Source organism: Mycolicibacterium iranicum (assembly GCF_014190915.1).
Classification (GTDB): Bacteria; Actinomycetota; Actinomycetes; order Mycobacteriales; family Mycobacteriaceae; genus Mycobacterium; species Mycobacterium iranicum_B.
The window spans coordinates 125,046-139,078 of sequence record NZ_JACHVU010000012.1; the positions used below are offsets into that span (position 1 = coordinate 125,046).

Sequence of the window (14,033 nt, forward strand, 5' to 3'; positions counted from 1 at the left end):
GGCGAGCGGGGGAATGCGCGGCCTAGAGCTGCGATCTGGTTTGCCACTCCACGGCAATGAAGCCGGGGCGCAGGATTAAGTGAAAGGACGACGTCGCCATGCCGTTGCTTGAGTCGACCATTCCTGGCTTGCTCGCTGATCGCGCGCGTACCCAGCCCGATGATGTCGCATACACCTTCCTCGACTTCGACGTGGACCCCTCGGGCTTCGCCGAGTCCCTCACGTGGTCCCAGGTCCACCATCGCGTGCAGGTCGTCGCCGCCGAGTTGCTGCGCCACGGCAGCAAGGGCGATCGCGCCGCCATCCTCGCGCCGCAGGGCCTCGAGTACATCGTCGCGTTCTACGGTGCGATGGCCGCCGGCATGATTGCGGTGCCGCTGCCGGTCCCGGCCATGGGCCAGCTCGACGAGCGCGTCAGCGGTGCGCTGCGCGACTGCCAGCCGGTGGCCGTCCTGACCACCTCCGCCGTCGTCGGCGAGATCCTGAACTACGTGGGCGGCCTGCCTGGCGGGAACCCGCCTGCCGTCATCGAGGTCGACGCACTGGACCTCGACTCGCCGGAAACGCCCGAGGTCAATGTCGGCCCGCTGCCGAAGACGGCCTACCTGCAGTACACCTCCGGCTCGACCCGCGCCCCGGCCGGCGTGATCATGACGCACGCGAACGTGATCGCGAACGTCAAGCAGGTCTTCGACGACTACATGGAGCACCGCAACGGCGTTCCCCCGCGCGACATCACGATGGTGTCGTGGCTGCCCTTCTACCACGACATGGGCCTCATCCAGGGGGTGTTCGCCTCGCTGCTGACCCCGAACGAGGACGAGGGCGGCGCGTTGCACGGCCGGCCCGCGGTCGTGATGAGCCCCGTGGCATTCCTGCAGAAGCCGGCCCGCTGGATCCAGCAGCTCGCGCTGAACCCGTGCGCCTGGTCGGCAGCGCCGAACTTCGCCTTCGAGCTGTCGGTGCGCCGGACGACCGACGCCGACCTCGAGGGCATGGACCTCAGCGACCTGCTCGGCATCATCAGCGGCAGCGAGCGCATCCACGTGGCGACCATCCGCCGGTTCAACGAGCGCTTCGTGAAGTTCGGCATGCCCGAGACCACGGTGCTGCCGTCCTACGGCCTCGCCGAGGCCACCCTGTACGTCGTGTCGGCCCCGATGGGTCATACCCCGGCCACGGTGCGCTTCGACTACGAGAAGCTCGCCGCCGGCCACGCCGAACGCTGCGGTACCGATGCCGGCACCGAGCTGGTCAGCTATGGCGCGCCGCGCTCGTCGACCGTGCGCATCGTCGATCCGGAGAGCTGCATCGAGAACCCCGACGGCAAGGTCGGAGAGATCTGGGTGCACGGCGAGCAGGTCGCGATGGGCTACTGGCGTGACCCGCAGAAGACCGAGCGCACCTTCGGCGGCGAGATCGTGAACCCGTCCGACGGCACCCCGGTCGGCCCGTGGCTGCGCACCGGCGACCTCGGCGTGATGAGCGAGGGCGAGATGTTCATCATCGGCCGCATCAAGGACATGCTGATCGTCGACGGTCGCAACCACTACCCGGACGACATCGAGGCCACGATCCAGGAGATCACCGGCGGTCGCGTCGCGGCCATCTCGGTGCTCGACGACACCAGCGAGCAGCTGGTCGCGGTGGTCGAGATGAAGAAGAAGGGCACCTCCGAGGAGGAGGCGCTCGACAAGCTGCGCGCCGTCAAGCGCGAGGTCGCCTCGGCGATCAAGAAGTCCCACAGCGTGCGCGTCTCTGACCTGGTTCTTGTGGCACCGGGCTCCATCCCGATCACCACCAGCGGAAAGATCCGGCGCTCGGCCTGTGTCGACCGCTATCGCCTCGACGAGTTCAGCCGCCTGGACGTCACCACATGACCTCTGAGTTCGACGAGGACTCAATCCGGCACTGGTTGGTCGACTATCTGGTCACCAACATCGGATGCAGTCCTGATGAGATCGATCTCGATGCCCCACTGAACGATCTCGCCGTCGGATCCAGCGACGCCGTCGTGCTCACCGGAGAGCTGTCGGAGTTGCTGGGCCGCACTGTGTCTCCGGTCGAGTTCTGGCAGTACCCGACGATCAACGCGCTGGCCAAGTTCCTGACCGGCGGTGAGGTCGACACGGCCGTCGAGGTGACCCCGACACACCGGATCGCCGAGGACGCGATCGCGGTCGTCGGTCTGGGTGTCCGGTTCCCGGGCGACAGCGCAGACATTCACGGCCCCGACGAGCTGTGGGATTTCCTGTCCGACGGTCGCTCTGCGGTCAGCGAGGTGCCGCCGACGCGGTGGTCCTGGTACGACGACGGATCCCCCGAGGGCGCCGCCGCACTCGCCGGCACCACCCGCTGGGGCTCGTACCTGTCCGACATCGACCAGTTCGACGCCGACTTCTTCGAGATCTCGCCCAGCGAGGCCGACAAGATGGACCCACAGCAGCGGTTGCTGCTGGAGGTCACCCACGAGGCGCTCGAATACGCGGGAATCCGACCGAGTTCTCTGCGCCACACCCAGACCGGTGTGTTCGTCGGCGCCTGCCTCGGCGAGTACGGCGTCATGGCCTCCAAGGAACTCTCCGAGGTCAACGCGTACTCGGGAACCGGTGGCGCACTGAGCATCATCGCCAACCGGGTGTCGTACTACTTCGACCTGCGCGGCCCGTCGGTCACGGTCGACACCGCGTGTTCGTCGTCGCTGGTCGCGATCCACCTCGCCTGCCAGAGCCTGCGCACCGGTGACTCCGACGTCGCGCTCGCCGGCGGTGTCAACGTGATCCTCTCACCCGCGGTGACCCGCAGCTTCGATCAGGCCGAGGCCATGTCGCAGTCGGGTCGCTGCCACGCCTTCGACTCGCGCGCCGACGGCTTCGTCCGCGGCGAGGGCTGCGGCGTCGCGGTCCTCAAGCGTCTCTCCGATGCGATCCGCGACGGCGATCGTGTGCTGGCGGTCGTGCGCGGTTCGGCGGTCAACCAGGACGGCCGGTCCAACGGCCTGATGGCGCCGAATCCGGCCGCCCAGATGGCCGTGCTGCGCTCGGCCTACGCGGCCGCGGGCGTGGAACCCCGCGACGTCGACTACATCGAGGCCCACGGCACCGGCACCCTGCTCGGCGACCCGATCGAGGCGCGCGCGCTCGGCACGGTGCTCGGCCGCGGCCGTCCGGCCGACTCGCCCCTGCTTCTCGGCGCGATCAAGTCCAACCTCGGTCACACCGAGGCCGCGGCCGGCATCGCCGGCTTCGCCAAGGCCGTGCTCGCGCTGCAGCACGCGCGCATCCCGGCCAACCTGGACTACCAGTCGCCGAACCCCCACATCCCGTTCGACAACCTGCGGTTGAAGGTCGTCGACGAGCCCACCGAGTGGGTCCGGACCAAACATCCACGGACCGCCGGTGTGTCGTCGTTCGGCTTCGGCGGCACCAACGCCCACGTCGTGCTCGAACAGGCACCCGACGGTGTCGGCAGGGGCCAGGACCTCAACGGCGCCAGCGCCGGCTCCGCCGTGACGACGCTGGTGGTCTCCGGCAAGTCCGCGCAGCGTGTCGCGACGACCGCCGGCGCCCTGGCGGAATGGATGACCGGCGCGGGCGCCGAGGTACCGCTCGACCAGATCGCCCACTCGCTGAACCACCACCGGGCCCAGCACTCGAAGTTCGCCACGGTGTGCACGCGCGACCGCGCCGGGGCGCTCGCCGGGCTGCGCGCACTCGCCGAGGGCCGCACCGCCCCGGGTGTGGTGACGCCGCACCAGGGTTCGTGCCGTCCGGGCACGGTGTTCGTCTACTCCGGGCAGGGTTCGCAGTGGACCGGCATGGGCCGGCGGCTGCTGGCCGAGGAGCCCGCGTTCGCCGCCGCGATCGCCGAGCTGGAACCCGTGTTCGTCGAGCAGGTCGGTTTCTCCCTGCAGCAGATCATCGCCAACGGCGAGACGGTCACCGGCATCGACCGCATCCAGCCGGTGCTGGTCGGCATGCAGCTGGCGCTGACCGAGCTGTGGCGCTCCTACGGTGTGCACCCCGACGCCGTGATCGGCCACTCCATGGGTGAGGTCGCCGCCTCGGTGGTCTCCGGCGCACTGTCGGTCGCCGACGGCCTGAAGGTCATCGCCACCCGGTCGTCGCTGATGAAGCGGCTGTCCGGGCAAGGTGCGATGGCACTCATCGAACTCGACCCCGAGTCGGCCGAAACGCTGATCGCCGACTATCCCGACGTCACCCTCGCGGTGTACGCATCGCCGCGGCAGACCGTCATCGCCGGCCCGCCGGATCAGGTCGACGCCGTCATCGCCGCAGTGTCCGCACAGGACCGCCTCGCCCGGCGCGTCGAGGTGGACGTGGCCTCGCACCATCCCACGATCGATCCGATCCTGCCCGAGCTGCGGGAGGCGCTGCAGGGCCTGCGGCCGGTGTCGCCGAACATCCCGATGATCATCACGACCCGCGACCACGAAGGTCCGGAGCCGGCGCTCGACGCCGACTACTGGGTCGACAACCTGCGCAACCCCGTGCGCTTCGAGCAGGCCGTGTCGGCCGCCGGCGCCGAGATGGGCACGTTCATCGAGGTCAGCCCGCACCCGCTGCTGACCTACGGCATCAGCGACACCCTGGGCACCGCCCATCACCACAGCGTGCCGACGCTGCTGCGCGAGACCGAGGACAAGAACGACGGGGCATCCGACGAGACGCTGTCCTTCCACACGCATCTCAACAGCACGTACACCAGCAAGCCGCCGGTCACCGACCACGCCCCCGAGCCGCACCCGTCACTGCCGCTGACGCCGTGGCACCACACCCGGCACTGGGTCGAGGCCGCGAAGACCGATCGGCGCGGCCCGGCCGCCCCGCGACTGGGCACGCTGCTGGGAGATCTGACGTCGGTGGCGACGAGCCCTCCGACCCACCTGTGGCAGGCCCGGCTGGTGCGCGAGGCCAAGCCCTACCCGGGGTTCCACCGGATCCAGGGCGTCGAGGTCGTGCCCATGTCGGTGCTGCTGCGGACCCTGACGCTGGCCGCTGCCGAGTCGGGCGCCTCGGCGCTGTCCGACATCAGCTTCGAGCGGCCCGTCGTCGTGGGCCAGGCGCAGGTGATCCAGGTCGTCGCCAACGGCGACACCGTCACCATGGCCTCGGCGCCGAGCGCCGACGCCGCGGCGAACCGCTGGGTGCGCCACGCCACCGCCCGGATCTCCACCGGGCAGGCCGTCGCGGACACTCCCCGGGTCGACGTGACCGGCGCGACGGACTACGACCGGTCGACCGTCGAAGAGCTGCAGGCCAAGTGGGGCATCGAGGGACAGCCGTTCCCGTGGACGATCGACTCGTGCCGCGCCACGACCGACGGCGTGCTCGCCGAGGTGCAGTGGCAGGACGCCTCCGCGGTCGCGCTGCTCGACGCGGCCGTGCAGGTCGCGCGTCTGGCCGACATCACCGACACCCGTCTGCTCGTACCGGCGGGCGTCGAAAGCCTCTCTGCGACAGGTGATCTGGCGGACCGATCCGGCACGGTCGCGGTGCACCGCAGGCAGACCGCGGGAGACGACCTCGTCCTCGACGTCACGGTCACCGTCCCCGACGGCAGCACCCGCGTCGACATCCGCGGCCTGCGCTACGTCGACGTGCAGGCGGGCCCGTCCGGGTCGGATCCCGTGTCGGCGCCTGCCGACCCGCGCACCGTCGCCCACGCGCTCACCTGGCAGCCCTGGGACGCCCCCGCGGCGACCACCACCGGCGCGACGCTGGCCGTCGCCGGAAGCGGTGCCACCGCCGTGGCGCTGCGTGACGGACTCGTCGCGGCGGGCTACCGCCTGACCGACGAGGCGACCGCGCAGTGCGTCCTGTACGTGCCCGACACCGGCGCCTCCGACGGGGACTCCGGCCGGGGCTCCGACGACGACCTGGCCGTCGCGGCTCGGCTGTCGGGTGAGGTGGCCGCGCTGGTCGGCCGGCTCGCCGCCCGCACCGATCGCGAGGACCCTCGCCTCTGGATCGTCACCGAGGGAGTCCGCGACGCCGAGTCGGAGGACTCGCTGCGCCAGAGCTGCCTGTGGGGCATCGCCGGTGTCGTCGGCGCCGAACAGCCCCAGCTGTGGGGCGGCCTCGTCGACCTCCCGGCCGCGGCCGACCTCGGCGCCGCCGCCGCATCGCTGGCGGGCGTGCTGCCCACCCCCGCGAAATCCCTCCTGTCCCTGCGCGACGGTGAGTTCTTCGCACCGGCGCTGGCGCCCATCGCCGCCGAGCCGGTCCGGGAGGCGCTGCGGTGCCGCCCGGACGCCGCATACCTGATCACGGGCGGTCTGGGTGCACTGGGCCTGCTGACCGCCGGATGGCTGGCCGACCGTGGCGCCCGCCGCGTCATCCTGGCCGGCCGGACGGCACTGCCGCCGCGCCGCCGGTGGGACGACGAGGATCTCGACGCCGACACCCGGCAGCGGATCGCGGCGGTACGCGCGCTGGAGGTCCGTGGTGTCGCCGTCGAGGTGGCCTCGCTCGACATCGGCTCCCACGATGCGCTGACGGAGTTCATCGACCGCCGCGACGACCAGGGCGCTCCGCCCATCCGCGGCGTCGTGCACGGTGCCGGTCTGACCGACAGCCAGCTGCTCACCGACATCGACGACGAACGGCTGCGCCGCACCCTGTGGCCGAAGGTCGCGGGCGCCCGGGCACTGCACGAGGTGTTCCCGGTCGAGCAGGTCGACTTCCTGTACCTGACCGCATCGGCGGGCACCGTGTTCGGTGTGCCGGGGCAGGGCGCCTACGCCGCGGGCAACGCCTACCTCGACGGGCTCGCGCGCGCCCGCCACCGCCAGGGTGGCGTGACCGCCAGCCTGGACTGGGTGGCCTGGCACGGGCTCGGCTTCGGCTCTGACGCGCAGGTCGTCATCGACGAGCTCGCCCGGCAGGGGTCGCGACCGGTCAACCCGGCCGAGGCGTTCGCCGCATGGGAGTACGCCAGCACGTTCGACGTCGCCCACGTGGTGATGGCGCCGACCCTGGCCGACGACGCCGACTCCGACGAGTCGGAGCCGGCCCGCGGACCGGAACGTGCGTGGTCGGAGATGGCGCCCGGAGAGGTGCTGGCCGAGCTCGAGGCAGGGCTGCGGGCCATCCTGGCGACCGAGCTGCGGATCTCCGAGGACGAGGTCGACTCGGACCGTCCGCTGGCCGAGATGGGACTCAACTCGGTCATGGCGATGTCGATCAGGCGCGAGGTGGAGAAGCTCGCCGGTATCGAGCTGTCGGCCACGATGCTGTGGAACTACCCGACCATCGGCGCGCTGGCTGCACACCTGGCCGAGAAGGTGGCTCCCCAGCAGACCTCGGCGGCCGACGACGAGGGCGCGGACGACTCGGGCGACAGCCTGCTGGACTCGCTGTTCGACAGCGTTGAGAACTGATTTTCCAAATCGGCCCGCAAGGGGAGACCATGTCGGAAGGGGTCCGACAGGGTTGAGTGACGTCGAGTGTGAAGGTTGGGTTGGATGTTGGGAGTGATTCTGTGATGGCCGGTTCTGTGACAGCACTGTCGGAAACCACCATCCCGGCCGTACTCGCCGATCGCGCGCAGAAGCAGCCGGACGACACCGCGTACACCTTCGTCGACTACGAGGCGGACCCGGCCGGCGTCACCGACAGCCTCACGTGGTCCGAGGTGCACGAGCGGGTGCTCGTCGTCGCCGAGAAGCTCGCGAAGATCGGCTCGCCCGGCGACCGTGCGGTGATCCTGGCCCCACAGAGCCTGGAGTACATCGTCGGGTTCCTGGGCGCGATCCAGGCCGGTTTCATCGCGGTGCCGCTGTCGATGCCGCAGACGCGCCATCACGACGAACGCGTCACCGGCGCGATGGCCGACTCCACCCCGGTCGTGGTGCTCACCACCTCGGCGGTGGTCGACGAGATCCGCAGGTACGGGCAAGCCGATCCGAAGCAGCGTCCGCCGAAGTTCCTCGAGGTCGACACGTTGGACTTCGACTCGCCCGCCAAGGCCGCCCCACAGGCGTCCGTGCCGAAGACGGCCTATCTGCAGTACACGTCGGGCTCGACCCGCAACCCCGCCGGTGTGGTGGTCAGCCACAAGAACGTGGTGGTCAACCTCGAGCAGCTGCTCACCGACTATTACGAGACCTACCCCGACGGCCCGCCCGCCGACACCACGATCGTGTCGTGGCTGCCCTTCTACCACGACATGGGCCTGATCGTCGGGGTGTTCATCCCGATGATGCTCGGCCGTCCCGCGGTGCTGATGAGCCCGGTCGCGTTCATGATGAAGCCGTCGCGCTGGATGCAGCTGCTCGGCTCGAACCCGAGCGCGTTCACCGCCGCCCCCAATTTCGCGTTCGAGCTGGCCGTCAAGCGCACCAGCGACGAGGACATGGCGGGCAAGGACCTCAGCAGCGTCGTCGTGATGATCAACGGGGCCGAGCGCGTGCACGGCGCGACGGTGCGCCGATTCAACGAGCGCTTCGCCGCGTTCGGTCTGCCCGACTCCGCGATGCGGCCGTCCTACGGCCTGGCCGAGGCCACCGTGTACGTGGCCGCCTCGGCGGGCGGGCGCCCGCCGACGGCCGTGCGGTTCGACTTCGAGAAGCTCGCCGCCGGCCACGCCGAGCGCTGCGACGGGGAGGACGGCGCGGAGCTGATCGGTTGCGGCGCTCCGCGGTCGACCACCGCGCGCGTCGTCGACCCCGACACCCTCGTCGAGAACCCCGCGGGCAAGATCGGCGAGGTCTGGCTGCACGGCGAACACGTCGCCGGCGGCTACTGGCACAACCCGAAGCTCTCGGAGCTGTTCGCCGCGCAGCTGAGCGAACCGGCCGCGGGCACGCCCAAGGGGCCGTGGCTGCGCACGGGCGACCTCGGCGTGATGTTCGACGACGAGCTCTACATCATCGGCCGCATCAAGGACCTGCTGATCGTCGACGGCCGCAACCACTACCCCGACGACATCGAGGCCACGGTCGCCGAGTTCACCGGCGGCCGCGTCGCCGCGGTGTCGGTGCCCGACGAGGCGACCGAGCGGCTCGTGGTGATCGCCGAGCTGAAGAAGCAGGTGGACCCCTCGGTGGTGGACACCATCAAGCAGCAGGTCACCTCGGCCATCTCGATGACCCACAGCGTGCGGCTGTCCGACTTCGCCCTGGTGCCCCCCGGCTCGCTGCCGCTGACCACCAGTGGCAAGGTGCGCCGCGCGTCGAGCGTGGAGTTGTATCGCACCGGCAAGTTCAGCCGTCTGGACGCCACTACATGACCTCAGCTTTCGACGAGGCTGCTGTTCGTCGCTGGTTGGTCGATTACCTGGTCGCGAACAACGGTTGCAGTCCGGAGCACATCGAGCGCGGCGCGTCGATGCACGACCTCGGCGTCGGTTCGCGCGATGCGGTCGTGCTGACCGGGGTGCTCTCGGAGTTCCTCGGGCGCACGGTGTCGCCGGTGGACTTCTGGCAGTACCCGACGGTCGACTCGCTCGCGAAGTTCCTCACCGGCGGTGATGTCGAGCCCGTCGACCCGGGGCCCGATCAGGATCGGCTCCCCACCCTGGACGAGCCGATCGCGGTGATCGGCCTGGGTTGCCGCTTCCCGGGCGGGCCGGACCTCGACGGCAACATCGAGGGACCCGACGCCTACTGGCAGTTCCTCACCGAGGGCCGGTCCTCGGTCCGCGAGGTGCCCGGCGACCGCTGGTCGTGGTTCGACGACGGCACGCCCGAGGGCGCCGCGGCGCTGGCGAACACCACCAAGTGGGGGTCGTTCCTGCGCGACCTCGATGCGTTCGACGCCGAGTTCTTCGAGATCATCCCGCGCGAAGCGGCCCGGATGGACCCGCAGCAGCGGCTGCTGCTCGAGGTCACCCACGAGGCTTTGGAGAACGCCGGGATCGCGGCCGATTCCCTCGCCGAGACCCGTACCGGCGTGTTCGCCGGGGCGAGCGCCGGTGACTACGCCCAGCTCGGCTCGACGGATCTGAGCGGCGTCGACGCGTGGTACGGCACCGGCGGTTCGATCAGCATCATCGCCAACCGCGTCTCGTACTACTTCGACCTGCGTGGCCCGTCGGTCACCATCGACACCGCGTGCTCGTCGTCCCTGGTCGCCATCCATCTCGCGGTGCAGAGCCTGCGCACCGGCGACTCCGACCTGGCGCTGGCCGCGGGGGTCAACCTGCTGCTGTCGCCCGCCGGGACGCGAAGCCTCGACCAGGCCGAGGCCATGTCGCCGACGGGGCAGTGCCACGCCTTCGACGCCGCCGCCGACGGTTTCGTGCGCGGTGAGGGCTGCGGCGTGGCCGTGCTGAAACGACTCTCGGACGCCCAGCGCGACGGAGACCGCGTGCTCGCCGTGGTCCGCGGCTCCGCGGTGAACCAGGACGGCCGGTCCAACGGCCTGATGGCGCCGAACCCCTCGGCGCAGATGGCTGTGCTGCGGGCCGCGTATGCCGCCGCCGGGGTGAACCCCCGCGAGGTCGACTACGTCGAGGCCCACGGCACCGGCACCCTGCTCGGCGATCCGATCGAGGCACGGGCGCTGGGCACCGTGCTCGGTAAGGGCCGCCCGGCCGACGCGCCCCTGCTCGTCGGCGCGGTCAAGTCCAACCTCGGCCACCTGGAGGCCGCCGCGGGCATCGCCGGTTTCGCCAAGGCCGTGCTGGCGTTGCAGCACAACGAGATTCCGGGCAACCTCGGCTATCAGAGCCCCAACCCGCACATCCCGTTCGACAAGCTGCGACTCAAGGTCGTCGCCGAGCACACCGACTGGGCGCCTGCGGGACGGCCTCGCCGCGCGGGTATCTCGTCGTTCGGTTTCGGTGGCACCAACGCGCACGTGGTCGTCGAGCAGGCGCCCGTCGCCGCGCCCTCCCGCGACGACACCTCCGCCGACGAGCCGCCGTCCGCGGTGACGACGCTGGTGGTGTCGGGCAAGACCCCGGAGCGCATCGCGTCGCAGGCCGCCGTCCTGACCGAGTGGCTCGCCGGGCCCGAGGGCTCCCAGGCCGCGCTGGCCGACGTCGCACACAGCCTGAACCACCACCGCTCGCAGCACGGCCGCTTCGCGACCGTCGTCGCGCGCGACACCGCCCAGGCCGTCGCGGGACTGGCCGCACTGGCATCCGGACAGTCCGCACCCGGCGTCGTGCCGGCCGCCGTGTCCGCGCCGAAGCCCGGCACGGTCTTCGTCTACTCCGGGCAGGGTTCGCAGTGGCCGGGGATGGCCCGGCAGTTGCTGGCCGACGAACCCGACTTCGCGCGCGCGGTCGACGCGATCGAGCCCGTCTTCGTCGAGCAGGTCGGGTTCTCGCTGCGCGACATCCTCGCCGAGGGGCGGGAGATCAGCGGTGACGCGCAGGTACAGCCGGTCCTGATGGGCCTGCAGCTGGCGCTGACCGACCTGTGGCGCTCCTACGGCGTGCACCCGGATGCCGTGATCGGCCATTCGATGGGTGAGGTCACCGCCGCGGTGGTCGCCGGGGCCTTGAGCGTCGCCGACGGGCTGAAGGTGATCGCCCAGCGGTCGTCGATCATGTCGCGCCTCGCCGGTCAGGGTGCGGTCGCGCTGCTCAACGTCGAGGCCGACGAATGCGAGGCCCTGATCGCGGGCCACCCGAGCGTCGAGATCGCGGGCTACCTGTCGCCGCAGCAGACGGTGGTGGCCGGGTTGCCCGACGAGGTGGATGCCGTCATCGCCACGGTCACCGGGCTGAACACGTTCGCCCGCCGGGTCAACATGGTCGTCGCGTCCCACACCGCGCTGATGGACCCCGTCCTCGACGACATCCGCAGCGCGCTGGCCGACATCGAGCCGAACATCCCGACGCTGCCGTTCCTGTCGACGGTCACGGAACCGTCCACCTCGCCGGTGCTCGACGCCGAGTACTGGGTGGCCAACGTGCGCCAACCCGTCAGGTTCAGCCAGGCGATCGCGGCCGCCGCCGCCGACCACGGCACGTTCATCGAGATCAGCCCGCACTCGACGCTGGGGCAGTCGATCAACGACACGCTGGGCCTCGGGTCCGATGCCTCCGAGTACCGCACGCTCGGCACGCTGGCCCGCGACGCCGACGACACCGTCGTCTTCCGGGCTCACGTCAACGCGACCCATACGTCGCGGCCGCCGCAGACACCCCACGGTGCCGAACCGCACCTCGTGCTGCCGACGACGCCGTGGCACCACACACGCCACTGGGTGGATGTCCGGCCGTTGCGCCGCGCCGGCGCCGCCCGCCCGGGCGCGCTGCCCCCGGGCAGCCAGGTACCCGCGGAGTGGTTCTGCGAGCTGACCTGGCCCGTCAAACCCCTTGCGGTGCAGGATGATTCGCCCTCTGGATCCGAGACCTGGCTGGTCGTCGGCGACGACGAGCTCGCCGAGGCCCTGCGCGGAGTCCTCGGCCGCGACGTCGCTACCGGCGGACCCGCGGACCTCGCCGGCGCGACCCATGTGCTGTACGCGCCGTCGACGAGTGACGAGCTGGGCTACGAGCTCTTCGAGACGGGCCGCGCCCTGGCCACCGCCGCGGCGGGTGCGGATGCGCCGCCGAAGCTCTACCTGTTGACCCGCAACGCGCAGCCCGTGAGCGTGGGGGACCGGGCCGACTCGGCGCAGGCCGTCCTGTGGGGCCTGGGTCGCACGCTGGCGCTCGAGCACCCCGAGATCTGGGGTGCGGTGATCGACGCCGACGCTTCAGTGCCGGCGTCCGTCGCGGCCCGCTGGGTGCTGGCCGAGGCGCACGGCGACGACGGCGAGGACCAGATCGTCTACCGCGCGGGAACCCGCCACGTGGCCCGGCTCGTGCACGCGTTGCCCGCGGCTCCGAGCGGCCCGGAGACCCTCGACGCCGACGGCGCCCACCTGGTCATCGGCGCGACCGGCAACATCGGCCCGGGCCTGATCGACCAGTTGGCCGCGATGGGCGCCAAAACCGTCGTCGCAGTCTCGCGCAACCCGGGATCCCGCCTCGACGAGCTCACCTCCCGCCTGGCCGCCTCGGGCACCACGGTCGTGACCGCGGCCGCCGACGCGGGCGACGAAACCTCGATGCGCGCGGTGTTCGACCGCTTCGGCAAGGATCTGCCACCGCTCAAGGGCGTGTACCTGGCGGCGATGAGCGGCGGCCCCGTCACGCTGACGGAGATGACCCACGACGACGTGGTCGCGATGTTCCGGCCGAAGATGGACGCCGCCGCCGTGCTGCACAGGCTGTCCCTCGCTCACGAGCTCGACCAGTTCGTGCTGTTCTCGTCGATCTCCGGCGTGCTCGGTTCGCGCTGGCTGGCCCACTATGCGGCGACCACGACGTTCCTGGATACCTTCGCGTTCGCTCGGCGGGCGGCCGGGCTGCCGGCGTGCGCCATCGACTGGGGCCTGTGGAAGTCGCTGGCCGACGTGCAGACCGGGTTCGAGCGTCAGGCGACGCTGGAGTCGGGTTTGGAGCCGATGGAGGACGCGGTGGCGATCACCGCGCTGCGGTCGTTCATCGGGCCGCAGGCACCGGCGCGGGCCACCGTCGTCGCGGCGGACTGGCCACGGTTGGCCGCGGCGTACCACACACGCGCGCAGCTGCACATCCTCGACGACCTGCTCGTCGGAGAAGCGGCGTCGGCGCCCGCGTTGACCGGTGACACGAAGTTTCGCCAGGAGCTGAAAGACTGCGAGCCCGAGCGGCGCACCGAACTGCTCACAGACTTCGTGATTGCCCAGGTCGCGGCCGCAATGGGGTTGGCTTCGGCGCACACGCTGGACCCGACCGTCGGATTCTTCCAATTCGGAATGGATTCGCTGATGAGCGTAACGTTGCAGCGCTCCCTGAGCGAAAGCCTGGGGGAGGCGCTTCCCGCGTCGGTGGTGTTCGACTACCCGACGGTGGAGGCGCTCGCCGATTATTTGGCGTCGGTTCTTCCTGAGATAATCGAGATCGCCGGTACCGAGGGTGGGGGCGACGCTGTCAGCGACGGGGCTGACGGCGTCGACGCAGATGCGTATGACGACCTGGCCGAGGAAGAGCTGCTGGCGAGACTGTCGGAAAGATTGAGTTAGAAG

4 protein-coding genes are annotated in these 14,033 nt (G+C 70.7%); all 4 read left to right on the forward strand.

The genetic code is table 11. From position 1 onward, the window contains the following. Nucleotides 1–98 precede the first annotated feature (98 nt). The 4 genes from FHR72_RS21875 to FHR72_RS21890 all read left to right on the forward strand — a co-directional run bounded on the left by FHR72_RS21875 (nucleotide 99) and on the right by FHR72_RS21890 (nucleotide 14,030). Nucleotides 99–1,880: an AMP-binding protein gene (locus tag FHR72_RS21875; RefSeq protein ID WP_183472082.1), complete on the forward strand. Its 1,782-nt coding sequence runs from the start codon at nucleotides 99–101 to the stop codon at nucleotides 1,878–1,880. Beyond that, nucleotides 1,877–7,402 carry a type I polyketide synthase gene (locus FHR72_RS21880; protein ID WP_183472084.1) on the forward strand — a complete coding sequence of 1,842 codons (5,526 nt, stop codon included), beginning with the start codon at nucleotides 1,877–1,879 and terminating at the stop codon, nucleotides 7,400–7,402. The genes FHR72_RS21875 and FHR72_RS21880 overlap by 4 nt, the downstream gene beginning before the upstream one ends. 104 nt (nucleotides 7,403–7,506) lie before the next feature. After that, entirely contained in the window at nucleotides 7,507–9,252 is a 1,746-nt protein-coding gene (locus tag FHR72_RS21885) for an AMP-binding protein (RefSeq protein ID WP_311736228.1), read from the forward strand. Next, nucleotides 9,249–14,030 (forward strand): type I polyketide synthase, encoded by a 4,782-nt coding sequence (locus tag FHR72_RS21890; RefSeq protein WP_183472086.1) that lies wholly within the window; start codon nucleotides 9,249–9,251, stop codon nucleotides 14,028–14,030. Before FHR72_RS21885 ends, FHR72_RS21890 begins: the two co-directional genes overlap by 4 nt. Nucleotides 14,031–14,033: the final 3 nt, after the last annotated feature.

Excerpts from the sequence above, each read along its gene's own strand:
- FHR72_RS21875 (WP_183472082.1), top strand. The coding sequence starts at position 99 with ATGCCGTTGCTTGAGTCGACCATTCCTGGCTTGCTCGCTGATCGCGCG.
- FHR72_RS21880 (WP_183472084.1), top strand. The coding sequence starts at position 1,877 with ATGACCTCTGAGTTCGACGAGGACTCAATCCGGCACTGGTTGGTCGAC.
- FHR72_RS21885 (WP_311736228.1), top strand. The coding sequence starts at position 7,507 with ATGGCCGGTTCTGTGACAGCACTGTCGGAAACCACCATCCCGGCCGTA.
- FHR72_RS21890 (WP_183472086.1), top strand. The coding sequence starts at position 9,249 with ATGACCTCAGCTTTCGACGAGGCTGCTGTTCGTCGCTGGTTGGTCGAT.